The 23,420-nt window shown below is 35.9% G+C and carries 21 protein-coding genes (1 of these 21 running past the window's edge); 4 read left to right on the forward strand and 17 right to left on the reverse strand.

The genetic code is table 11. From position 1 onward, the window contains the following. From C5Q98_RS06455 to C5Q98_RS06520, 14 genes are all read right to left on the reverse strand, one after another. Positions 1-414, reverse strand: the 5' portion of a protein-coding gene (locus C5Q98_RS06455) for a superoxide dismutase family protein (RefSeq protein WP_106012819.1). Its footprint begins 48 nt before the window's first position; only the first 414 of its 462 coding nucleotides appear in the window; the start codon lies at positions 412-414; its stop codon lies beyond the left edge, outside the window. Positions 415-524: 110 nt separating this feature from the next. After that, complete coding sequence (locus C5Q98_RS06460) at positions 525-2,018, reverse strand: alginate O-acetyltransferase AlgX-related protein (protein WP_106012820.1); 1,494 nt, start codon at positions 2,016-2,018, stop codon at positions 525-527. Positions 2,019-2,035: 17 nt separating this feature from the next. Beyond that, positions 2,036-3,409 (reverse strand): MBOAT family O-acyltransferase, encoded by a 1,374-nt coding sequence (locus tag C5Q98_RS06465; protein WP_341457357.1) that lies wholly within the window; start codon positions 3,407-3,409, stop codon positions 2,036-2,038. A 132-nt stretch (positions 3,410-3,541) separates the two neighbouring features. After that, positions 3,542-4,165, reverse strand: a complete 624-nt coding sequence (locus C5Q98_RS06470; RefSeq protein ID WP_106012822.1) for a hypothetical protein — start codon at positions 4,163-4,165, stop codon at positions 3,542-3,544. A gap of 64 nt (positions 4,166-4,229) precedes the next feature. Next, a complete protein-coding gene (locus C5Q98_RS06475) occupies positions 4,230-6,602 on the reverse strand; it encodes a G5 domain-containing protein (RefSeq protein WP_106012823.1) in 2,373 nt (790 codons plus the stop codon). A gap of 189 nt (positions 6,603-6,791) precedes the next feature. After that, complete coding sequence (locus tag C5Q98_RS06480; protein ID WP_106012824.1) at positions 6,792-8,330, reverse strand: collagen binding domain-containing protein; 1,539 nt, start codon at positions 8,328-8,330, stop codon at positions 6,792-6,794. A 128-nt stretch (positions 8,331-8,458) separates the two neighbouring features. Continuing rightward, positions 8,459-9,217, reverse strand: a complete 759-nt coding sequence (locus C5Q98_RS06485) for a metallophosphoesterase (protein ID WP_106012825.1) — start codon at positions 9,215-9,217, stop codon at positions 8,459-8,461. A 56-nt stretch (positions 9,218-9,273) separates the two neighbouring features. Further along, the gene (locus C5Q98_RS06490) at positions 9,274-11,313 is read right to left on the reverse strand and encodes an excinuclease ABC subunit UvrC (protein WP_106012826.1); all 2,040 of its coding nucleotides are present in this window, start codon (positions 11,311-11,313) and stop codon (positions 9,274-9,276) included. Positions 11,314-11,350: 37 nt separating this feature from the next. Continuing rightward, positions 11,351-11,623 carry an HPr family phosphocarrier protein gene (locus C5Q98_RS06495; protein ID WP_106012827.1) on the reverse strand — a complete coding sequence of 91 codons (273 nt, stop codon included), beginning with the start codon at positions 11,621-11,623 and terminating at the stop codon, positions 11,351-11,353. Positions 11,624-11,685: 62 nt separating this feature from the next. Further along, the gene (locus C5Q98_RS06500; protein WP_106012828.1) at positions 11,686-13,476 is read right to left on the reverse strand and encodes an aminopeptidase P family protein; all 1,791 of its coding nucleotides are present in this window, start codon (positions 13,474-13,476) and stop codon (positions 11,686-11,688) included. Between the two features lie 79 nt (positions 13,477-13,555). Continuing rightward, positions 13,556-14,008, reverse strand: a complete 453-nt coding sequence (rimI, locus tag C5Q98_RS06505; RefSeq protein WP_106013096.1) for a ribosomal protein S18-alanine N-acetyltransferase — start codon at positions 14,006-14,008, stop codon at positions 13,556-13,558. Positions 14,009-14,069: 61 nt separating this feature from the next. Then, complete coding sequence (tsaB, locus tag C5Q98_RS06510; protein WP_106012829.1) at positions 14,070-14,774, reverse strand: tRNA (adenosine(37)-N6)-threonylcarbamoyltransferase complex dimerization subunit type 1 TsaB; 705 nt, start codon at positions 14,772-14,774, stop codon at positions 14,070-14,072. A gap of 12 nt (positions 14,775-14,786) precedes the next feature. After that, entirely contained in the window at positions 14,787-15,335 is a 549-nt protein-coding gene (gene tsaE, locus C5Q98_RS06515) for a tRNA (adenosine(37)-N6)-threonylcarbamoyltransferase complex ATPase subunit type 1 TsaE (RefSeq protein WP_106012830.1), read from the reverse strand. 227 nt (positions 15,336-15,562) lie between these two features. Beyond that, on the reverse strand, positions 15,563-16,120 hold the full coding sequence (locus tag C5Q98_RS06520; RefSeq protein ID WP_106012831.1) for an NADPH-dependent FMN reductase: 558 nt from the start codon (positions 16,118-16,120) through the stop codon (positions 15,563-15,565). Between the two features lie 318 nt (positions 16,121-16,438). Between C5Q98_RS06520 and C5Q98_RS06525 the strand changes: the two genes are divergently transcribed. The 3 genes from C5Q98_RS06525 to C5Q98_RS06535 all read left to right on the forward strand — a co-directional run bounded on the left by C5Q98_RS06525 (position 16,439) and on the right by C5Q98_RS06535 (position 20,109). Then, positions 16,439-17,659: a Tm-1-like ATP-binding domain-containing protein gene (locus C5Q98_RS06525; protein ID WP_106012832.1), complete on the forward strand. Its 1,221-nt coding sequence runs from the start codon at positions 16,439-16,441 to the stop codon at positions 17,657-17,659. 84 nt (positions 17,660-17,743) lie between these two features. Then, entirely contained in the window at positions 17,744-18,577 is an 834-nt protein-coding gene (locus tag C5Q98_RS06530; RefSeq protein WP_106012833.1) for a phosphoenolpyruvate hydrolase family protein, read from the forward strand. A 111-nt stretch (positions 18,578-18,688) separates the two neighbouring features. Next, a protein-coding gene (locus C5Q98_RS06535; protein WP_106011845.1) for an IS3 family transposase occupies positions 18,689-20,109 on the forward strand; the annotation gives its coding sequence in 2 pieces (ribosomal slippage) (positions 18,689-19,256 and positions 19,256-20,109; 1,422 coding nt in all). 109 nt (positions 20,110-20,218) lie between these two features. Here the strand turns inward: C5Q98_RS06535 and C5Q98_RS06540 are convergent. Beyond that, on the reverse strand, positions 20,219-21,766 hold the full coding sequence (locus C5Q98_RS06540; protein WP_106012834.1) for an FAD/NAD(P)-binding protein: 1,548 nt from the start codon (positions 21,764-21,766) through the stop codon (positions 20,219-20,221). A 122-nt stretch (positions 21,767-21,888) separates the two neighbouring features. On the opposite strand from C5Q98_RS06540, the gene C5Q98_RS06545 reads away from it, so the two are divergent. Further along, positions 21,889-22,269 carry a hypothetical protein gene (locus C5Q98_RS06545; protein WP_106012835.1) on the forward strand — a complete coding sequence of 127 codons (381 nt, stop codon included), beginning with the start codon at positions 21,889-21,891 and terminating at the stop codon, positions 22,267-22,269. Positions 22,270-22,503: 234 nt separating this feature from the next. Here C5Q98_RS06545 and rpsI read toward each other — a convergent pair whose 3' ends face one another. Continuing rightward, complete coding sequence (rpsI, locus tag C5Q98_RS06550; protein WP_106013097.1) at positions 22,504-22,911, reverse strand: 30S ribosomal protein S9; 408 nt, start codon at positions 22,909-22,911, stop codon at positions 22,504-22,506. 26 nt (positions 22,912-22,937) lie between these two features. Further along, a complete protein-coding gene (gene rplM / locus C5Q98_RS06555) occupies positions 22,938-23,366 on the reverse strand; it encodes a 50S ribosomal protein L13 (RefSeq protein WP_106012836.1) in 429 nt (142 codons plus the stop codon). Between the last annotated feature and the right edge of the window lie 54 nt (positions 23,367-23,420).

Below are 23,420 nucleotides of genomic sequence, written 5' to 3' on the forward strand. Positions count from 1 at the left end.
ACCTGTTGGTTGAGAGATGTAGTCATCTGCACCAACGTGAACAATTAGTGTAGTACCATCTTCTTGGTTTAGGGTGTTTTTCTCACCTTCTGTCAATGATGTGTATTGGATAACATATTTACCCTTGAATTCACCTGAGGCTGGAACGTGGATATTTGGTAAATCTCCAACGTGTGGGCCTTTTTCAGAATGAATACCGTGCTCTGCGCCTGTTGGGTTGAAGTGGCTACCTGCATCTGTAAAATCTGGTGCTGTTGCTAGTCCAACTTCATGAATGTGCATTGCAAATTCACCTTCTGGCAAACCGTGGAACTCTACTTCTACAATTACACCATTATCTACTTCTGTGAAAACTGCTTTACCTGCGTCTTCGCCTTTTCTATTTATCATATTAGCTGTTACTGTTTTGCTCATTTAGTACCTCCTCATTGCAATAAAATATTGCTGTGTATCTAATTACATATATATTAACACTTAAGAAAATATGACTTGTGATTTAAAGATGATTCATTATAACTTTTTCGTTAATTATTTATAACAGGCGTAAGTCTTGTCCAAGTTTCACTCTTATTAGAATAGACATACAATTCTTCCGGCATAAATTCATCATCCAAATTGTAGCTGAAACCATAGTTCCAGTGTCCATCTTGAATTTCTTCATCTTTTGCCATTGGGAAAGCTTCAAAATATCCTGATGCATTTTTTACATAAACGCGCGTAATCGAATCAAGAGCTAATTCATTCTTAGATTTATCGTCATCACTAGCATCACTAGCATCACTAACAGCACTAACCCCACTACCCTCTATATAAGTAAAGTAATGCATCTTGTTTACGGAATCTTGTTCGTAGTTAAGTTCGACTTCGCCGCCATCTTCATACTCAAATCCCAAAGCCCCCTCAAGATTCACTGGAATTTTTGGAGTCATCTGGTGCAAGTAGTTAATATTTCTCTCTACTAACTCAATTGCAACATAATCAGCTTCAACTTTATCTACTAACTCATATCTATAAGGGATTGCACGAGAATAGTGTACTGTATCAAAGCTATTGGACAAAAATTCAATCAGCAAGTTAGAGAAACTATCTCTAAATATTAACAGTGAACCTTCTTGACCATCCAAATTTTTAGTTTCGATTTCAATATCTTCAGCAGTTCTCAGTGGTTTGGTATATGCGAATTTTTGCTTATAGCCTGGGAAAATAATTTGCTTATCATTACTTTCTATACTTGGGAAAAGCATATTGGTCAAGTCGCCTTCCCAGCCATCACTAATTTCATATTCACCATAACTTAATACTTTATCCTGTAAGCCAAAATTCTCCATTACAGCTTCGTAACCAGCATATGCACCCAAACGGTTCCAGTGAGAATCTTCCTTGTGATAAATATCATCTGTGTTTGCACGTTTAGCTGTTTCTAATACATCTATCATATTTACTGCTTCTGGGAAGTGCTGATAAAGTCTCTCTATATCTGATTGTTCGCCAATTTTGCTATATCTATCTGGCATATATTTTGGGTAAATAGTATTTTTATTAGGAATAACAAAGACTTTGAACTCTTTGCCCATTCCTTCTACATGTTCTTTTTGCAAGCGAAGACTGTTAGCAATTCTATCTAAATCAGCATGACTTAAATCGTTGGCATTCTGGAAATTTCTTACTGTAGGTTCAAAATAATACCAAGCATTCTTCCCGGAAATTACACTAGAGTTAGTCGAGGTATGGAAAACTTTATCACCCAAGAGGCTATTCGCAGTAATCAATATGGATCTACCAGGGAAGTGATCTTGCCACCAAGCATCTAATTCTTTGGTGTAATTACTATCTATCTCTGTAGGAAATTGTGCTAAATCTTGTTTTGAGTAATTGGGAGTATCCCATTTAAATATCAAAAACAAAAATGGCAAGTACAAACTAACTACAACAATAAATAAAGCAATATATTCTATCTTTGTATTAATCTTATCTTTCTGTACTTCTTGATTATCAACTTGTATATTTTCGTTTTGCATCTTATCACTCCCTTGCACTAAAACCTGAAATATATAAATGGATTATAGGTAGAAGCTGCTAAGCTAGAAATAGTTACAAACCATAAGACTATGTACAAGAAACTTTTTACAGGTCTAGGAGTCTTATTGGCAATAGCCTTTCCCCAGTTTTGACTTGCGAAAACTGCCACAAATAACATAACTATAGTAAGAGGTGTTAATAAGCTTTGTAACTGGATTGTCGCTTCAGGGTTGCCTACCATGCTTGGAATAAACATGTATTTAAAAATTGAAAATGCTTGACTTAAAGTCTCAGCTCTAAAGATTACGAAACTCATCATTACATTCAATAAGGTGTAAACGTGCCTGAGAGGGCGCCACCATTTGTCCATACGGAAGAAGAATCTTTCTCCCATTATAAACACCCATTGCCATAGTCCCCAAACAACAAAGTTCCAACTAGCTCCGTGCCATAAGCCTGTACAGAAAAATACAACGAAGTTATTAAATATCATTCTGGATTGAGATACTCGACTTCCACCTAATGGTATGTATAGATATTCTTTGAACCAGGTAGAAAGGCTAATGTGCCATCTACGCCAGAATTCTCTAATACTTTGTGACATATATGGGTAGTTAAAGTTTTCTTTGAAATCAAATCCAAAGATAGAGCCTAATCCAATTGCCATATCTGAGTAGCCTGAGAAGTCAAAATAAATTTGTAGCATGTATGTTAAGGCTGCTATCCATGAAGATGAGAAACTCCAGGCATCCATCTTGTAAATACTATCAACAACGAAGGCCATTTGATTAGCAATCAGCACTTTTTTGGATAAACCAATTGTAAATCTCTTAAATCCATATTCTGCTTTGGCGAGACTCTCTTTTCTATTTTCAATTTGTTCGTTTATATCGTGGTAGCGTACTATAGGACCAGCTATTAGCTGAGGGAAGAATGAAATATAGAGTAGAAGATTTGCGTAACTTCTTTGAACTTTAACGTCATCTCTATACACATCTATCATGTAGCTTAATGTTTGAAAAGTGTAGAAACTAATTCCAATTGGCAAAGTAATTGCTGGAACTGGCAGTGCAATATTAAAGATTCCATTAATAGTCTCAACAAAAAATCCAGTGTATTTAAATGCAGCTAGTAAGCCTATATTAAATACAACGGCAATTACCATGACTGTTTTTGCTGAGATGTTAAACTTATTAAAAATGTTTACAACATACTTAGGATGTTCATCTTGCCCATTTTGCCCTTCTTGCTTACCTTGAAGCCCAAACGCCAATAAATAATTCACAAATGAACTAAATAACATCAGGAAAATGTAAATTGGCTCACCCCAAGCATAAAAAACTAAACTGGCAATAAGGAGCACATAGTTCTTGGCCTTCCCTTTTACCACAAAATTCAACAATAAAACTATAGGTAAAAAAGCGAACAAAAAGGTCACACTACTAAAAATCATAAATACTTACATCACTTTACTTTTTGATTTTTTGATTATTGATTTTATTGATTTTTGCTAAACAATTAATTACTCGAATTTACCTAAGTATGAAACAGCTGTAACTTCATCATTAATTGCAACAATGCTAAATTCAACTTCCTCATTTTCCCAAATCATTTGACCAGCATTTTCCTTTTGAGGTTCTCCATAATTATCTTTAACATCTTGTAGACTTGAACCTATACCAATGCCTTTAGCTGTTTTTGCTTCACCATCTTCGTTAAAGAAAACACCTACAATAACTTCTTTGCCTTTGTATGGAGCTGTGTTTACATCATAGCCTGAGAATGAATAAACTTTATCTTTTCCACTGAAAACACAGGAAGGTGCTTCATAGAATGAATTTGGTTCACCTAGTTTTGCGATTATATCTTCTGCGTCTGCACCAGGAGTAATTACTATGTCATTTACAACAAATGAATACATTTCCTCCTCTTGCTTCTCAGCCTCAGCTTCTTGATTTACAATCTTTACGACTTTTTCTTTTTTATTGTCAGAATCATTTTTTGACTCACTTACATTCTCTTCAACTTCTTCACTTGTTGCTGAGGAATTATCAGCAGGATTGTCTGCATTACTTGAGCAGGAAGTTCCCAAAATTGTTGCTAAACTTAATGCGATAACCAAACTATTTTTTACTATTTTTTTCATTTTCTTCTCCTAAAATATTATCTTTATTTTCTTTTAAATCTTTTTATTGTTTGCTTTAGAGCATCTAATCCTGTCCTGATTCTGCATCTACTGATTCTCCGTCCACGGGACTTTCTGTAACTTCAGGTGTAGGTGTTGGACTTGAAGCAGTTGTAGGCTTAGGTGCCTCAGTTTCTGTCTTGCTTGTCGATGTAGTTGTAGTGCTTGTTGTTGGTTGAGCCGTTGTTGTAGTTGTGGTTGTTGTACCTGTTGTAGTGGTTGTTGTTTCTCTTGCATTAACTACAACCAATCTATCTCTACTCACCTCATTACCATCTTTAGCCTTAGCTCTATAAGTAACTGTATAAGTTCCAGCTTTATCAAAGCTTGGCGCATCCACTGTAACTTTCAATGAGCTATTATCTGTAGTATCAACAGCGCTTACATCACTTAGAAGATTAATGCTTTCACCTTCTTTAATATTGATTGTGTCAGCTCCTGTCCATGTTATCTTTGGCTTGGATTTAACTCTTGTACCAACTTCAACTATCTCTTCAATAGCTTTTGTAACAATATTTTCACTTACGAAATCTCGGCTAACTTCTTTACCATCTTTATAAGTGACTTGGTACATCTTTTGTTTGACTCCTTCTTGACCAGCTTGAAGAGTCTTTCTGTAGCCTACGTACTCATTTGGATTATCTTTAGTTTTTGTTTTGAATGGAATTTTCTCTTCTTCTGTCTCCATCTGAATTTTGGTATTGGAATGAGTATTATCGAAATGCCCACTTTCAAATTGGTTCAATCGCTGACGTACTACACTTAGAGGCACATCAAAATATCCCCACAGTGCATCACTAATGAAGCTTCTTCCACCAATTGTTGCCATTGCCCATGCATGAGAACCTGTATCTGAGTTGGTTCCATAGTTTGAAATACCTGCTCTTGTCAGCAATGCTTGGTTAGTAAATCTAAATATGTAGCAATCTCCAGATCTTTGTTTTAATCCTGCTAGCGCACCTGCAACTAGGTTGTTTCTATTATTTTGTGCTTTGTAAGAAATATTGTATCGAACCCAGTTAAATATACTATAAGCCTGCTCATATTGATTCATTTCCCCATTGATAATGTTTCTCAAGATGGCATCCGCTAATTGATTCAATTCAGCATTACCTGTATTACCTTTTGGCTCATATGGAATTCTTAATTTAACTGTTACTCTAATTGTAACTCTAGATTCATTACCAGCTCTATCTCTAGCTATATAGGTTAAAGGATATGTACCAGCTTTGGCCTCGTTAACCTTAGATTTATCAACAGATAAACTTGGATTAGGATCAATATTGTCACCAACACTTACATTAGCTGTTAAACTTCTTTCTCCAGGATAGTAAGTGAAATCATAAGCACCATATATCACTGGTGGTTCTTCATCTTGCATAACAGTTAAGGTTGATTCGACTCGAATACTATTGCCACCTTCATCTGTAAGCTCAACTGTTACAGCTGACTTACCTGTATTATTAACATTAGGCTGATTTACAAATGTAACATTTACGTCAGTTGCATCTACAATATTTGTAACAAACTCCTCTGCTTTTGGCATGATTCCAACAAACGTTGTTACTGCACGAGCTTCAGCCTTAGGAGCTACTGTATCCTTAACTTCAACATATGCTATAACTTCTTCACCTTTATGGGTAAAAACAACTGGAATTTTTTCTACGTGGTTAAATATAAGCTGAGATAAGACTGTTTTTAATTTGTAGTCAGAGCTAACTTTACCTTCTTCGAAAAAGTCCTCAATTTTCAAATTATTTTCAGTTCCCGCTTCAACAGTTATGGAAGGCTTGATATTTACAAAAGTTAGAAAAACTTTGCCCCCAACAAAATTACCACCTTCATCTGTGACTTTGACTTTAACTTCTTGTTTTTCTTTTGATTTGGTATCAATTTTACTTAGAATTTCATAAGTTAATTTACTTTTATCTTTTGCGGATTTCACAAAATCTTCCGCTTTAACCTCAGCACCGAAAGGTTTCAATAAGTCTTGGAATTCAACTTCTGGTTTTACGGTATCTTCTACGACTAGTTTAGATTTATAAATAACATCGCCATGCTGTATTTTGATATCGTAAGTTCCAACTTTATTCAAATTAATATGGGAGATATCACCGGCAAAAGAGAGCTCTTCGCCACTTACATCGTCTACAAAAAACTCTTCAATATTTAGCTCGAGACTTCCAACTTCTTTCTTTAATTCGTCTTTAATCTCTAATCTCTTAATTTCTTGATTCTTTGTACTTTCAGAGGAATAAACATCTCTCTGCATTAAACTTTTATTTCTTGTCCAAAATAAAACAAAGCCAATACATAGGGCTAGTAGTAGTATTACCCCCCCTAAAATTATTTTTCTTTTACTATTATTTTGGTTTTCTCCTATATTATCTTTCTCCATAACTACGCTAATTTCCCTTTTAACTTATTTTTTAATTTTTTGTTAAATTATAACTCTCAAAAAATATATAATATATTATTTTTTTGTTTTTGTAAAAGCTTACTGCAAAATAACAATTAAAAAGTCTGGAACTGTATTTCAAGTCCCAGACCTTTTTGGAATCAACTAATATATTTTTAATGATTCATCTTAATTAAGATCTTCTCTGCGTTTTACTACTAAGTATCCTGCTACAAGTAAGCTTGCTAATCCAACAAATAATAGGTTCTCTGATTGACCTGTTTTTGTTAAATCAGAATCATCTTTCTTGGATTCAGATGGTTTTGTAGTTTCAGTTTCTTTTGGATTTTCACCTGTTGTTTCTGTTGTTCCTGGTTCTTCACCTGGTACTTCTGGCTCTTCTTCTGCTGGTAATTCTCTTACAAGAACTTTCCATCCTTTTCCATTATCAGGTCCTGTTACTGTTGCCGTATCGGTAAAGCTAAGATCTAGTCTTTTACCTTCAGCAAAACCATCTGGTAAAGAAACTAAAGACATTTCATAAGTTCCTGCAGGTAGTCGTAGGTGAGGTATATTACCTTCTGCGTCCATCTCGAAGATAAATTCTTCTCCTGTTTCGGTATTAACAGCCTTTGATACTGCATTAGGTATTCTTGAGTAGTTCCCATCTTTATCTACAAATTGAGTGTTTAATGAAACATCATATGTTGGGATTTCTTTTACAGTAACTTTCCATGCCTGATTACGGTAAGGTTCTTCTATTGTATCCGTGTCGGTAAAACTAATATCAAGCCTTTTACCTTCTGCAAAACCATCTGGTAAAGAAACTAAAGACATTTCATATGTTCCTGCAGGTAGTTGTAAGTGAGGAATGTTACCTTCTGCGTCCATCTCAAAGATAAATTCTTCTCCTGTTTCGGTATTAACAGCCTTTGATACTGCATTAGGTATTCTTGAGTAGTTCCCATCTTTATCTACAAATTGAGTGTTTAATGAAACATCATATGTTGGGATTTCTTTTACAGTAACTTTCCATGCCTGATTACGGTAAGGTTCTTCTATTGTATCCGTGTCGGTAAAACTAATATCAAGCCTTTTACCTTCTGCAAAACCATCTGGTAAAGAAACTAAAGACATTTCATATGTTCCTGCAGGTAGTTGTAAGTGAGGAATGTTACCTTCTGCGTCCATCTCAAAGATAAATTCTTCTCCTGTTTCGGTATTAACAGCCTTTGATACTGCATTAGGTATTCTTGAGTAGTTCCCATCTTTATCTACAAATTGAGTATTTAATGAAACATCAACAGTTGGGATTTCTTTTACAGTAACTTTCCATGCCTGATTACGGTAAGGTTCTTCTATTGTATCAGTGTCGGTAAAACTAATATCAAGCCTTTTACCTTCAGCAAAACCATCTGGTAAAGAAACTAAAGACATTTCATATGTTCCTGCAGGTAGTTGTAAGTGAGGTATGTTACCTTCTGCGTCCATCTCAAAGATAAATTCTTCTCCTGTTTCGGTGTTCACAGCCTTTGATACTGCATTAGGTATTCTTGAGTAGTTCCCATCTTTATCTACAAATTGAGTGTTTAATGAAACATCAACAGTTGGGATTTCTTCTGCACTTGCATTTTCTTCTTCAGCCTGAACTATACCATTTGGCATAATAAAGCTTACGACTATAGCCAACGCTAAAAATAACGCGGGTAATTTAAATTTTCCTTTCATAATAGCCTCCTTTATAGCTATAAAATTTAGATATATTTGTATACTACTATAATAATTGAAAAATCCTGTATCAAAAAAAGCAAAAAGCGTTTTTATTTTATTAAAATCCTGTTTTTTATTATCTTCAGTTAAACCTCAAGCTTCACCGGCACACACTCAATAAAATCTAAGGCAATATTTTTATATGAAACACCATTCTTCTCACCTTCGAAGCAAAGTATGTTATCCAAACCATGCTGTTTGTGCACATGCCCGTAGTAGACTTTACTAATACCAGTTGACTCAATTATCGCGGTCAACTCACTATCATTAGCAAATTTATTGAGAGGAGGATAATGAAATACAGCCACAACAGGTAAATCTCTTGTTTCAGCTTCACGTTTTTTCAAAAGTTCAACATCCTGCAATGACAATAAAAATCTATTTTTCTCACGTTCGTAAACTTTTTTATCTTTTGCGTCTGCATCATTATCCGTAGGCAATTTCCAGCCTCTGCTACCTACCAGGATAAAATCCTCGTCAGGTTCTTCAGGATTCCTTATTAACTTAGCCTCATTTTGCATGATCTCTAAAGTATCAAGACTATTTCCCTGAAAAAGTTTATTAACCTTGCTCTTCGTAGACCACCAAAAATCATGATTACCTTTAAGTAAAATCTTTCTACATCCTGGAAGTTGATTCAAAAAAGTCAGATCTGGGACTGCGTCTTCTGCTTGCATGGCCCAAGAAATATCGCCAGCAATTATTACGTTATCTTCTGGCTTAATTAACTTTTGCCAGTGCTCCGCTAAAACCTCTGGATGATTATTCCAAATTGGCCCAAAAATACTCATTGGCTTAGCTCCTGTATGATCTAGATGTGTATCTGCCAAAATCCAAGTACTCATGTTTTAATCCTCTCACTTTTTATATCTAATTAATTTTTATCACTCTTACTATCTAATTAATTTTTATTAAAATGATTATAAACGTTTTCTGCTGTTGCTTGTCCTAAACTAGGAACTTTTTCTAACAACTCCTCAACACTAGCTTCCGCAATAGCTTTCATGGATGAAAATTCTTTTAACAAAGCCTTGCGCTTAGCTGGTCCTATTCCAGGAATTTCTTCTAATTTATATTTTGTTTGTCTCTTTTTGTTTAATTTTTTGTTAGCTTCTCCAGCTACTCTATGAGCTTCATTTTGCATGGCGGAAAGCAACCTTAACAGGGCAAGCTGTTCTTCTCTATTTTCGCTTTTCTTTGAACTAAACAAATTCTTCGCTGCACCCAATTCATTACCACTTCCATAAGTTTTTTCACCATCTAATAACGATAGTGACTCTGCTAGTTCTATTATCTGACCATCTACAGTAACCAGACCTCTAGTTCTATGTCTTTGATCTTTAACAAGGCCAGCCAAATATATCTGTTGATCACCCTCAGCTAAAACACCATGAGCTACCAAAACCTCTTTCAGCGCATTTACATGTCCTATACCACCATCAGCTAAAATAAGGTCTGGCTTCTTGCCGAAACTCTCATCGCCCAAACGAGCTAGTCTTCGATCTACTGCCTCTTGCATAGCGCTATAGTCGTCTTGAGCTTCCTGTCTTTTAATATGAAAAACTCGTTTATCTTTTCGCTGAGCTTTTCCATTGACAAAAACAGCCATACCACAGGTCATATCGTTATCGCCAGTGTTGGATATATCATAAATTTCTACACGGAGAGGTTTCTTTGGCATACCCAATATTTCTTGCACAAGACCGAGAGCGGTCTCAATAGATTCCACATTAGATCCAGCAATTAAGGTTTTTCTGAGCAAAGCCTGCTTAGCATTGCGATTAGCCATCTTGAGTACATCGTGCTTATTTCCCCTCTGTGGCCAAAGCAACTTCACCTTAGATCCGGCTAATTCGTTAAGAAACTCTTCTAGATCGAAGTTCATTGACTCACGATTGAGCTCTTTTGAATCTAACTCCGCAATTGGAATTGGTATTAAAATATTTTTAGGAATGTAAGATGCTGTCGCATAGTACTGCAAGATAAATGCTGTTATAATCTCTGCATCAGTGTTTGCTACTGCATCCAAAAAGTATGTAGATGTACCTGCTATTTTTCCTGCCCTAATCTCTAATTTTTGTATACAAACTTCAACACTATTTCGAGCTAGACCAATTACATCCCCATAGAAATTAGATTCTAAAACAGCAACCTGCTTCTCTTGCAATCTAAGTAAATCCTGTAAACGATCTCGCCAAATAGCAGCCTTTTCGAAATCCAAATCCTGGCTTGCTGCATCCATCTTGTCTTGCATTCGTTCTTGGATACCATCATAGCGACCTTCAAGGAAGTCTGTAATATCATTAACTATCTCCCTATATTCGTCTTTAGACATAATAGATTGGTCTGCTAGCTTATCCGAACTCCAGCTATCTGCTGCTTGTGCATATTTATCCTGGGAATCTCCGAGCTCATAACGTATCTCATCAACTGTTGAATCTGTCTTGTTATCAGTTTGAAAAATCCTGTGATAAATTTTCAGAGGAAAAAGCTTCCTTATTATTTTCAGCGCCTTGTTAACATCATTGTTCAAATAAGGACCGTAATATTTTGCTCCCTCTCTCTCATCAGTAGCCTTACGATAAGCTTTCTCTATCTTAGGGTATTCATCTTGTAAACTTACTTTAATATATGGATAATCGTGATCGTCTTTTAATAAAATATTGTAAAAAGGTTGGTATCTCTTAATTAAATTTGACTCAAGCAAAAGAGCTTCCAACTCGTTACGCACTAGTAAATATGAGTAATCTGCTATGTTATCGATCATAGCCAGGACTTTGGCATTCCCCACCGGATTTTGGGCAAAATAATCTTGCAGGCGACGGCGCAAATTAACGGCCTTGCCTACATAAATAACTGTACCATTTATGTCCTTCATTAAATAAACGCCTGGACCGGTGGGTACCAAGTCCAGACGTGCATCAAAATCTTTTATCGGCAATTATTGCTCCTATATTTTTTACTAATCCAAAATTTGACTAATCCAAAACAGGATTTAATAAATATTCTGAAAGAGCTTCCAAAGCTTCATCTTCATCTGGACCTTCAGCTGTAATTTTAATCTCAGTACCCTTATCAAGAGCTAAGCTCATTACACCCAAAAGACTCTTAGCGTTTGCTCTTCTACCGGCAACTTCAAGTCTCAAGTCAGAAACAAATTCTGAAGCTTTTTGAATCAAGCCTGCAGCGATTCTTCCAGAATCTATGAAATCATCAGCTTTATCTAAAAACAATACTTCTTTCTCTACCATTCGTTTTTTCCTCCAAAGCTTAAAAGCATTTCAATAAAATACTTTTACTATTAGTAATTTAATTATAACGGTTTACAGACTTCTTTCAACCATTCAGCCTCTTCAGGTGTTAAATCCTGGTTTATATCTTTGTAAACTTTTTCGTGATATTCATTAATCCAAGCAATTTGTTCTTCATTCAACATGCTCTTATCAATGGCTTCACGTTCTAGAGGTACTCTAGTCATTGTATCGAATTTCAAGAATTTATCTGTGCCAACTGTAGCAGCTTCTTCACAAACAACTACACTCTCTATACGAATACCATGCTTATCCTCTTTATAAACTCCAGGCTCGTTACTTGTAATCATGCCTTCTTCCATAACTGTTGTGTTGTATCTTCCGGAAGAAATGCTTTGTGGTCCTTCATGAACATTCAAGAAATATCCAATTCCGTGACCTGTACCATGTTTGAAATCCATGTGATTTTCCCACATTGGTTTACGAGCTAGCATATCTAATTGGTATCCAGTAGATCCTTCTAAGAACACTGCCATAGCTAAATCGACATGACTCATAACTGTTAATGTGTAGTCTTTTATTTCTTCTGCTGTCAATTCACCGACTGAAATTGTACGTGTAGTATCTGTTGTACCTTCCCAATATTGTCCACCAGCGTCAACTAGCATGAAGCTCTTATTTTGCAATTGAGCTTTGTTATCTTCTGTGGCAGAGTAGTGTGCCATTGCGGCATTTGGTCCGTAAGCTGCTATAGTGCCGAAACTTAATTCAACGAATGTGTCTAATTCTTCTCTAAATTCTAGAGCTTTTGCATCAACATCAAGTTCGTCAAATCTGCTTACATCCTCTTGTGTTTTTAACCAATGAATTAACTTAGTGAAAGCGATACCATCTTTACGATAAGCTTCATATTGGTTCTTGATTTCAGTCTCGTTCTTAACTGCTTTCTCGTCCAAAGTCCAGTCTCTACCATTAATTACTTCAACATCCTCTGATAACTTGGAGTAAACTAAACTATTTATAGCTGTTTTATCTAATCTTAATGTTTTGCCAGAAAGTTCAGCCACAGCTTCGTAAATATCATCATATTCTCTGAAGCTAACGCCTTCTGCTTCCATAGTAGCTCTTACTTCTGAATTGACTTTGTCTAGGTCAATAAATAGTTCTGCTTTATCCTGAGATACCATAGCAAAAGCATAAGCAACTGGTGTGCACTCTATGTCAGAACCTCTGAAGTTGTATAGCCAAGCAACATCATCTAAGCGACCGATCAAAGCTACATCGCTCTCTTTTTCTTCAAGATACTTTCTTAAGTCAGCAATCTTAGTTTCTGTACTTCTTCCTGTCCACTCTGTGCCTAAGGTGAAAATCTCTCCTTTTGGCATTTCAGGTTGATCTGTCCAGATATCTGCAACTAGTTGTAAGTTGAGTTCAATTTTAATACCTTTTTTGCCTAAAACTTCTTCGTAACGCTCGACTTGAGCTTGGTTCATAATTGCACCATTTACACCTACAACATCACCTTCTTTTAAGTTCTCACTTAGGAACTCTAGCAAAGTAGGATAGCCAGGTGTTGCTAATTTCATTAATTCAAATTCTGTTCCGGCGATTTGGTGTTCCGCTTGAATAAAGTAGCGTCCGTCTGCCCATAATTTTGCAGCATTTTCTGTTACTAATGCTGTACCTGCAGAACCTGTAAATCCTGTTAACCAATGTCTAGCTTCGAAATGTTTAGCATTATATTCTGTCATGTGTGGGTCTGATGTTGGAACTATATATGCTTGCACACCAGCATCACGCATAGCTTTTCTTAATAACGCTATCTTCTCGTCTGTGCTTATTTTTGCTGTCATAATACGCTTTCTCCTCTTTTGTTTTTTATTTGATTTAATTTTATTTTCATTTGCTTATGTTCGTACATTATAGCCTATACTAAGCGATATTTAAATCCATCAATAAGGCATCTTCTCCCTGTTTGTAATAGTCCTTACGCCTACCAACCTCGATAAAGCCTAAATTTTTGTACAGATTAATTGCTTTGTAATTAATCGAGTTTACTTCAAGGATTATTTTCTTTACTTCGTGGTCTTTAGCTACGTCTTTCAACGTGTTCATTAGCCTTTTGCCTAGACCTTCACGTCTGCGATTAGAAACTACTGCAAATCTCATTATTTCCATTTCAGCATATAAAGTTTGGACAATCACATAAGCCAGTATCTTCTCATTCACCCCATCAAACAAAACATATATTGCCTTATCTTTCTCACTTGACTCTAAATAGTTTGCAAGCGTTGCTTCGCCCCAAGGATCCGAGAAAATTTCCACTTCAAGAGAGCCCAGTTCATATAAATCATCTTTGTTTGCTTGACGAAATTCTATTGCCATATAATACTTTAACCTTTTCCCAAACATCTACAGCTTCAACGTGCTTATTAGTAAATAAGAACTATTTGTTCAATTCTCGCTCTGCCTCAGTCGGTGCATAGTATTCTGGCAGTAACTCTTCCGCTTCTAGGAACCTACCTGCCTCATATTCTCTCAACGATACCTTGTGTAAGTCCTCTGGTCTGTACAAAGCCTCCGCCATCTCTGCTTCTACCTTTGGCAAAAGCTCTAAAACTGCTTCGTCTGCAATATACATTTCACGTGCCTGATCACCGGCAAAAATAATTTTATTAATCTTAATCTCTTTATCTTCTAGTGCCTTTGCAACTTTTTCAGCGAATATCTCAACTTCACCAACAGAAGCTTCTACTAGAGTAGTATCTCCCACTACAGCATTAGCATAAACTCTTCTATTTCTAGCATCTAACATAGACAAAGTTAAAGTATCAGCAGATCTTTTATCCTCCGCAATAGCATCTAGTGTATTGACTTTAAGACATGGTTTATTTTTCACAAAAGCTAGAGCCTGAACAGTAGCAATACCAATTCTTAAACCTGTAAAAGATCCTGGCCCCTCTGATGCAGCAAAATAATCTATCTCATCCAAACTCACTCCTGCAGATTCTAATAACTCATCTATTGCAGAAATTATATGCTGAGAATGTGTTCTGCTTGCCTCTTTAAATACTCCTGTAATATAAGAATTTTCATCACCTAAGCTACAAATTAAATGTGGAGTAGCTGTGTCTATTGTTAGTATTTTCACCTTTTACCTCTTCTAAACTTCAAGCTCTCTGGGAAAACTATCAAGTTCTTGCCACTTGTCTAAAATTTCTTGAGCTCTCTTGCCGTTAGCTAATATCTCAAAATCTCTATGAACATTATCTATTTGCACATTTATCTTTTCTGCCGAAAAATCAAGAGCCATCGCCCTCTCAGCAGTAATTTTAATTATCAATCTATCAGCGTCTAAAGCTTCTAGAGCATCCTCGATAATTTCTGGCCATTCTATACAGACCACCATACCATCACTGAAATATTCATTAAATCCCTCATGCAAAAAACTCTCGCTACCTTTTAGCCTGTATGCATCGAAGTGACAAAGTGAAGGTCCTGAATTGCTTTCATAAATTTGCATAATTGTAAAAGTAGGGCTGCTTACAGTATCAGGATCTATGCCGAGGCCCTCTGCCAAAGCACGTACAAAAGTAGTTTTGCCCGCACCAAGATCACCTTGCAAAGTCAAGATGTCATTGCCTGAGAGCACTTTCGCTAAACTATTGGCTATTTTTTTCGTATCATTAAGTTCTTTAATAAGAAATTTCATAATCTAAAACTTCAAACACTTTCAAATTTTCCTTTTATGTATATGTATTTTATTATTTTTTAAACTTATAGTCCACTAGCCGGAATATCCTCATTTCGTGCGACTTAATCTTGACTAGAAAAATCGTTTCAAATACAAATACAAAAAGCCTCATGAGCACAACTCGTACTCAAGAGGCTTAATAGTCTTAATATATTTTAATAAATTTGAACTGCTCTATTCGCTAACTATCTAACAGTTTTCAAAGCCTTAGCCCATTTAACTAAGGCAGCTACCATTAGTTCTACAGTTGCTTCACGATATTCTTGTGGCTTAAATTCGCCATTTTGCCAATCAGTGAATATATTGAAGTTTGCGAATTTACCTTGAACAGCTAAACCAAGATTAGAAAGTGTAATTCTTAATACTTGGATTGCTGTAATACCGTCAGTAGAACCATATCCAACTATACTTGCTGCCTTGTCTGTCCATTCTCCACCTAACAAGCAAATTGCGTTCAATAAAGCTGGAGATGTGTTTTTATTATATTCAGGTGTTACGAAGATATAGCCATCAAACTCTTCTATTTTTTCTGACCACTTAGTAATTTTGGGATCATCATATTGTTTATTAAGCATTAGTGGTGGTGCTGAGTTAAAATCTGGCAAATCATATTCCAAAATATCTACTAACTCAAATTCTGCTTCCTGAGTAAACTCATTTGCTACCTTAACAACGTAATCAGCAACGTCACGATTGACTCTACCTTCACGTGTACTACCTGTAATAACTGCTATTTTTAACATTTTTCCTCCTCTGACAAATACTATTATCGTGTGTATTTTTTAACGGATAAAAATATAGCTATTTATTTTTTATAAAACTGAGCTTTTGTAACAAAATTATTTTTTATTTTGTGATAGCTCATGAAGGAAAATATTTTTCTGATTTAAGACCTTTTTCACAATTATTTTTTATATTTTGCTTTTCATAAATTACCAATAACTTTATCCACAAGTTACAAATTCTTTTTAAATTATGGCAATTCTTTCTTAACCATTTTACTGTGGTGATATATAATATTAGTGCAATCTATTTATTGTTTTAAGGAGGTAAAACTACAAATGAGCAGAAAGAAAACTATTGCAGTCGTTGGTACTTTCGATACCAAAGGGAAAGAGTTATCTTACATAAAAGATGTAATTGAAAGCTTAGGTGCTGATACCCTCTGTATCGATACAGGTATATTTGAAACAGATTTTGATATTGATATTACTTGTGGTGAATTAGCCAGAGAAGTCGATGCAGATATTCATAAATTGCGTGAAAGAAACGATCGTGGTGAAAATGTTGACACTCAATGCAGAGCTCTAGAAAAATTATTGCCAAGATTATATGCAGAGGATAAGATTGATGCAGCTATCTCTGCTGGAGGTTCTGGTGGTACTTCTATCGTTGCTCCAGCATTCCGTGCCTTGCCAATCGGAGTTCCAAAAATAATAGTCTCCACAATGGCAGCTTCAAGTACAGGTCATACATATATAGGTGAAAGTGATTTAATCCTTATTCCATCAATTGTTGACGTTGCTGGTCTAAACTCAATTTCTACACAGATCTATGATAACGCAGCCAAAGCTATAGTCGGTATGGCATCTCTTGAGCACGAAAACACGCACGAAAACAAACCTTTAATCGCAGCTACAATGTTTGGTAATACAACACCAGCAGTTAACTATGCACGTGAATATATGGAAGAACAAGGTTATGAAGTTCTAGTATTCCACGCTACAGGTTCTGGTGGTAAGACTATGGAACACTTAATCGACCAAGGTTTCTTCGATGGTGTACTAGATATTACAACAACAGAATGGAATGACGAATTGTTCGGCGGTGTTTTAGCAGCTGGTCCAAATAGATTAGAGTCCGCAGGTAAATTAGGTGTACCTCAAATAGTTTCTGTTGGTGCTATTGATGAAATCAACTTCGGCCACATCGATACTTTGCCAGAAGCAATGAAATCTAGAAATATTTACAAACACAACCCTATGGTTACTCTAGTCAGAACAACCCCAGAAGAAAACAAAGCTGCAGGTGAGGAAATTGCAGAAAAACTCAATATGTCAAACGGTCCTACAGTTCTTATTTACCCACTCAAAGGTAACGGTTATCTATCTGAAGAAGGTATGCCATTCTATGATGCCGAAGCAGATGCAGCCTTGTTACAAGCATTACGAGATAATTTAGATCCTGAAAAAGTCACTCTAATAGAACTAGATACACACATTAACACTAAAGAATTTGGTGAAGCATGTGCTAAGAAACTTCTAGAATTATTAGGCAAGTAATTTGAGAATATCGATAAAAAATATTAATAAAAATATATAGAGAAAAATCTAACGTAGATTTAAAAACAAATTAGGAGGTAAAAAATGAATAATTTAAGCAGAAAAGAAATAATGGAAAAATTTAAACAACAAGTAGAATCAGGCGAAATGCTACTTGGTGTCGGTGCTGGTACAGGTATCACAGCTAAATCAAGTGAAGCCGGTGGCGCTGACATGTTCATTATCTATAACTCTGGTCGTTATAGAATGGCTGGTAGAGGTTCACTCGCAGGCTTACTCGCATACGGAGATGCTAACCAAATAGTTACTGAAATGGCAGGCGAAGTTATTCCAGTAGTTAAAAACACCCCTGTACTAGCAGGTGTTAACGGTACTGACCCATTCAGAAATATGCCTTACTTCTTGAAACAATTAAAAGAAATGGGATTTGACGGTGTACAAAACTTCCCTACTGTAGGTCTTATTGACGGTACCTTCAGACAAAACCTAGAAGAAACAGGTATGGGCTACGACCTAGAAGTTGAAATGATTAGACACGCACACGAGCTAGACATGTTGACAACTCCTTATGTCTTCAATGCTGACGATGCACGCAAAATGGCAGAAGCTGGCGCAGATATTCTAGTTGCTCACATGGGTCTTACAACATCAGGTACTATCGGTGCTGAAACATCCAAGACTCTAGACGACTGTGTTAAATTAATTGATGAAATCGCAGCTGCTGGACGTGAGGTAAATCCAGATATTATGGTAATTGCTCACGGTGGTCCTATCGCAGAACCAGAAGAAGCAAAATACGTAGTAGAAAATTGCGAAAATATTCAAGGTTTCTTCGGAGCTTCAAGTATTGAGAGATTAGCTGCAGAGCGTGGCATCAAAGAGCAAACAGAAAGCTTCAAGGATATTAAGTTGAAGTAAGTTAATTATAACTAGAAGAGCGGATCAAAAGAAGAAACAGGGGTTTCATTGGAAGTGTACCGACCCCCAAAAGTTAGACCAAAATCTAACGATTGGGAGGTCGGTATTTTTATGGCAAAACATAGTTTTGAATTCAAGAAGAAAGTTGTTTTAGAATATTTGGATGGTAAAGGTGGACTGGATTATCTTTCTAAAAAATATGGATTTGGCTCTAATTCTCAAATACGCAAATGGATCAATGCATATAAGGCGTTTGGCGATGAAGGATTAATGCGTTCTCGTAAAAAAGCAAAATATTCTTTCGAAAAGAAGCTTTATGTTGTAGAGTTATATCTATCAAGTGAGATTTCATACCAAGACTTGGCGATCCGAGAAGGTATAAACAATCCAAGTATGATTTGTAACTGGGTTAACCGCTTTCGTGTTGCTGGTCCTGATGCTTTGAAACCTCGTAAGAAAGGTCGAAAGAGAAAATTGGATAAACCTAAGATAGATAGTAAAGCTAAACAATTAGAAGAAAAAATAGTTGATACAAGTGCAGAATATGTTAAAGAACTAGAAGATGAATTGCTTAAACTAAAAATTGAGAATGCCTTTTTAAAAGAACTGAGGAGACTGCGTTTAGAGGACGAGGCAAAAATGAGAGAACGGCACTCGTCATCAACAGTCTCCGAGGAGAATTCAAACTAAAAGACCTTCTCTCTTATACAAGCATGCCTAAAGCAACATATATGTACTGGCAGAAAAGATTCTATAGAGAGAACCCTGATAAAGAAATCGAGGATAAGATTATTGAAATCAGAGAGACTCACAAGAATTATGGTTATCGTCGAGTGGTTGGAGAATTAAGAAACCAAGGCTACTGTGTGAACAAAAAGAAAGTACAACGTATAATGCAAAAACTTGTTTTGCAGGTTACCTCCTTCACTCGAAAGAGCCGAAAGTACAGTTCGTACAAAGGTAAAGTCGGAACGGTTGCTCCTAATCGCATAAGGAGACGATTTAATACATATATTCCACATCAGAAGATTACAACAGATACTACAGAGTTTAAGTATTATGAGATTAATGCTAAGGGTCACATGACAATGCATAAGCTCTATCTGGATCCATTTATGGATATGTGTAATGGTGAAATAATAAGCTATGCAATTGACAAGAATCCTTCTGCTAAAAATGTCATGGGTGCATTGGAACAGGCTATTGCAATAACATCAGATTGCAAATATAGAAGGACTTTCCATTCGGATCAAGGCTGGGCTTACCAAATGAAAGCATACTCTCATCGTCTAAAAGAAGAAAGAATCTTCCAAAGTATGTCTCGTAAGGGCAACTGTCGTGATAACGCTGTTATGGAGAACTTCTTTGGACTACTTAAGCAAGAAATCTATTATGGTGTTACTTACTATAGCTATGATGAGCTAAAGTCAGAAATAGAACGATATATAAAGTATTATAATGAACAAAGGATTAAAGAAAAATTAGGATGGCTAAGTCCAGTGCAATACAGGCTTAGACTCTTGGCTGCATAAAAATAGCGTAGCAGTCATATAAACTGCTACGCTAAAAAAGTCTAACTTTTGGGGGTCACATCAAAGCCCCTGTTTTTGTTTGCTATTTAACTAAAACTAAACTACCAAACTAACTCAAGTCATCCATAAAACCTGTTGCCACCCTATCTGCCATTCTCATTAAACGTCTGCCATCAATATTCTTGTACTGAGTTCCACCTGCCCAAACACCAAGAATAAAGGCATTGTTTAAACAGCCATATCTCTTACTAAGTATTCTATGGTTCGGCCAGTCCAAGTCTATATAATTCCCTTGAACATCTGACTTAATAATATTTCTGTCATAGAGATTCTTGAGTAATTTATTGTATTTTGCATTTTCTTTAATAGTTAAATCAAAACCAGCTGTGTTCAGTACATAATCGACTGTCACTACATCTTTATCTTCAGAACAAATGCTGAAGCTTCCATCTTCATTTGTTTTTATATCTTTTGTATTGTAAATAACTTCAATATCTCCAGCTGCATAAGAATCCACAACTCTACTCAGAGTCTCAACAGGACCAGTCCCTCTAAATCTCCAATAAGGCTTCTCGTAATTTGCTAAATATCTATCTCTGTCACTGCCACTAAGCGCTGCAAAAATATCTGCATCCAAGTCATAGAAGCTATAGAAATATTCTATCAACTCAGCGAGTTCTTGATCATCGCTTTGTATTACTTTCTCAAGCTTATCCATTGTGAAAGGTGTCAGTTCTTTAAACTTAGCCATCTGGTCTAAACCTAGTCTATCTAAATCAGCTTGTACAGTTTTCACAAGTTCATCTAGGTCAATCAACCCATCACCAGAACTTAGTCTCTCCTCAATCCATTCCCAATCTACAGTTGATTGCAAATTCTTATCCGATTTAACCTCTAAGGCAGGTATCTGAAAACCCTCGTCCAAAGTACAGAAATAAAGTTTCTTAACTAGAGGTTTCTCAAATTGGAAATATCTATAAGCATCTAGAGATGAGGCTCCTGTACCAATAATTGCAACTCTATCTTCTTGCTTGATATCCGCCAATTTAACTTCCATTGGGTATATGTCTCTGATAAATTTTTCTTGACCACTTAGCTTGTAATCATCTCTATACACTGGGTGACCTATACATAAGAAAATTGCATCATAGATTTTTTCGTTTAGTGATTCACTTACTGATTGTTTATCAGCCTTTAGTGATTCTGACAAGTCTGCTCCCTCATCTCGGAGAACTTCCCTAGAATATAGTTTGTAGCGTGGATCCGATTTATCCTCGTTTATTATAACCTCAACATCTTCCACATCAGCCCTGATAACTTCTACTTGTGGATGAGAAAAATCTTGAGAAAAACTTTGCTCAAGATAATCTCCAAAAGCTTCACGCTTCACCAAACCTTCAACACTGTAAGCAGTATCACTATGCTCGTCTACATAATCTTGGAAACCATATTCATTGCTAAAGTCCGTGCTCATACCACTTACCCTAGTATTAATAACTTTTGTGTCTGTATCTCTAATATGCGGCATACCTTTGGACAACTCAGGACGCTTCTCATAAACATCTATATTGAAGTTTTCATTGAATTTCTCGTGATTAATTAAGCTCCTAAGAACTCTAGAACCAATTAGTCCACCACCAATAATTGCAATATTCATTTTTACCTCCAAAGATGCGCTTATTCAGCTACTAAAAAATTTAAACCACGTATAATTTTAACAGTTGTATTAAAATAAATTCTATTAAAGTTATAAGGGATCTTGATTATAAGGATATTGATATGAAAAACTTTCTTAAAAAACATGCTGTTTTGTTAATTGCACTCTCAACCTTATTTATATTTTTAGCTAGTGCTTTTTATGTTTTTACCAGGCCACGTTTAATAGCAACTTCAATTTCTCATGATGGTAAATATACTCTGTCATTTATCGAGACAGAATCTCCTGTATTTTTTGGATCATCGGAAGTACGTGTATTGCTAGAAAAGCCTGAGAAGGAAAGACAAGAGCTCAACACCGAAATTTCTAATGACGGAAAATATTTGGACGAAGAAAACTGGAATGTCACCTGGAAAAAAGATTATGTCGAGGTTCTGCTTATTGGCGAGGAGCAAGGAGGTGAAGATTTACGTTTCTATTTCATTGATAAGCTAGAGAAGTAATTTACTGGTTTCATTTTTTCTACTAATTACTACATTGTTCCGCAAACACTCTGCTATTGTTCCGCAAATCATTATATTGTTCCGGAAACTGCTATAAAACTAATCACAAACACAAAAAATCCCAGTGCACTGCTACAACTGGGATTTGATTTTTTTGATATTTTGAAAATCTCTGAAAATTCCAATAAGTCTGAAACTTCCAATTTCGATATAGCAAGAATCCAAACAAACGAATTAACGTTTTGAGAATTGGCTTGCTTTACGAGCTTTCTTAAGACCATATTTCTTACGCTCTTTAACACGTGAATCACGGGTCAATAGACCGGCTTCCTTCAATGGTTTACGGTAAGAATCTGAATCTACTGCTAATAAAGCATTTGCGATACCGTGACGAACTGCACCAGCTTGTCCTGAGATACCACCACCAGTTACACTTACAAATACATCAAATTTACCTGCTGTAGATGTTAATTTGAATGGTTGCTCTACGATTAATTCGTATGACTTCAATGGGAAGTATTCTTTTAATTCTTTGCCATTGATTTCATATTTTCCTGTACCAGGTAGCAAACGTACTTTAGCAACTGCTTCTTTACGACGACCTGTACCGTAGTAATATACTTGACCATGAGGAGCTTTCATTGTTGTTGATTTCATCTGCTATCCTCCTATATTTCTAAAGTTTCAGGTTGTTGAGCTTCGTGTGGATGCTCTGCACCTGCGTATACTTTTAATTTCTTGATTTGTGCACGACCTAATTTACTCTTAGGTAGCATGCCCTTAACTGCTAATTCAATTAATTTCTCAGGTTTACGTTGTACTAATTCGCTGTAACGAATTTCTTTCAAACCACCTGGGTGTCCTGTGTGGTAACGGTAGAATTTATCTCTCCACTTATTACCTGTTAATTCAACTTTTTCTGCATTAATTACTACTACAAAATCACCTGTGTCCATTGATGGTGTGTAAGTTGGTTTATTTTTTCCCATTAAAATTGTAGCAATTTCAGTAGACAAACGACCTAGAGTCTTGCCTTCTGCATCTACAAGATACCATTTGCGTTCAACATCAGCTGCTTTTACAAATTCTGTACTCATCATGCCCCTCCTTTTTTATTTCTTTAATTTTAGTTTAAAGCACTTAAATACGCA

Source organism: Fastidiosipila sanguinis, from assembly GCF_002998295.1.
Lineage (GTDB): Bacteria > Bacillota > Clostridia > Saccharofermentanales > Fastidiosipilaceae > Fastidiosipila > Fastidiosipila sanguinis.

What these genes read in the sequence shown, in the direction of transcription:
- C5Q98_RS06460 (WP_106012820.1), bottom strand. Translation starts at nt 2,018, where the DNA reads ATGCAAAACGAAAATATACAAGTTGATAATCAAGAAGTACAGAAAGAT.
- C5Q98_RS06470 (WP_106012822.1), bottom strand. Translation starts at nt 4,165, where the DNA reads ATGAAAAAAATAGTAAAAAATAGTTTGGTTATCGCATTAAGTTTAGCA.
- C5Q98_RS06475 (WP_106012823.1), bottom strand. Translation starts at nt 6,602, where the DNA reads ATGGAGAAAGATAATATAGGAGAAAACCAAAATAATAGTAAAAGAAAA.
- C5Q98_RS06480 (WP_106012824.1), bottom strand. Translation starts at nt 8,330, where the DNA reads ATGAAAGGAAAATTTAAATTACCCGCGTTATTTTTAGCGTTGGCTATA.
- C5Q98_RS06485 (WP_106012825.1), bottom strand. Translation starts at nt 9,217, where the DNA reads ATGAGTACTTGGATTTTGGCAGATACACATCTAGATCATACAGGAGCT.
- C5Q98_RS06495 (WP_106012827.1), bottom strand. Translation starts at nt 11,623, where the DNA reads ATGGTAGAGAAAGAAGTATTGTTTTTAGATAAAGCTGATGATTTCATA.
- C5Q98_RS06500 (WP_106012828.1), bottom strand. Translation starts at nt 13,476, where the DNA reads ATGACAGCAAAAATAAGCACAGACGAGAAGATAGCGTTATTAAGAAAA.
- rimI (WP_106013096.1), bottom strand. Translation starts at nt 14,008, where the DNA reads ATGGCAATAGAATTTCGTCAAGCAAACAAAGATGATTTATATGAACTG.
- tsaE (WP_106012830.1), bottom strand. Translation starts at nt 15,335, where the DNA reads ATGAAATTTCTTATTAAAGAACTTAATGATACGAAAAAAATAGCCAAT.
- C5Q98_RS06520 (WP_106012831.1), bottom strand. Translation starts at nt 16,120, where the DNA reads ATGTTAAAAATAGCAGTTATTACAGGTAGTACACGTGAAGGTAGAGTC.
- C5Q98_RS06525 (WP_106012832.1), top strand. Translation starts at nt 16,439, where the DNA reads ATGAGCAGAAAGAAAACTATTGCAGTCGTTGGTACTTTCGATACCAAA.
- C5Q98_RS06530 (WP_106012833.1), top strand. Translation starts at nt 17,744, where the DNA reads ATGAATAATTTAAGCAGAAAAGAAATAATGGAAAAATTTAAACAACAA.
- C5Q98_RS06540 (WP_106012834.1), bottom strand. Translation starts at nt 21,766, where the DNA reads ATGAATATTGCAATTATTGGTGGTGGACTAATTGGTTCTAGAGTTCTT.
- C5Q98_RS06545 (WP_106012835.1), top strand. Translation starts at nt 21,889, where the DNA reads ATGAAAAACTTTCTTAAAAAACATGCTGTTTTGTTAATTGCACTCTCA.
- rpsI (WP_106013097.1), bottom strand. Translation starts at nt 22,911, where the DNA reads ATGAAAGCTCCTCATGGTCAAGTATATTACTACGGTACAGGTCGTCGT.
- rplM (WP_106012836.1), bottom strand. Translation starts at nt 23,366, where the DNA reads ATGAGTACAGAATTTGTAAAAGCAGCTGATGTTGAACGCAAATGGTAT.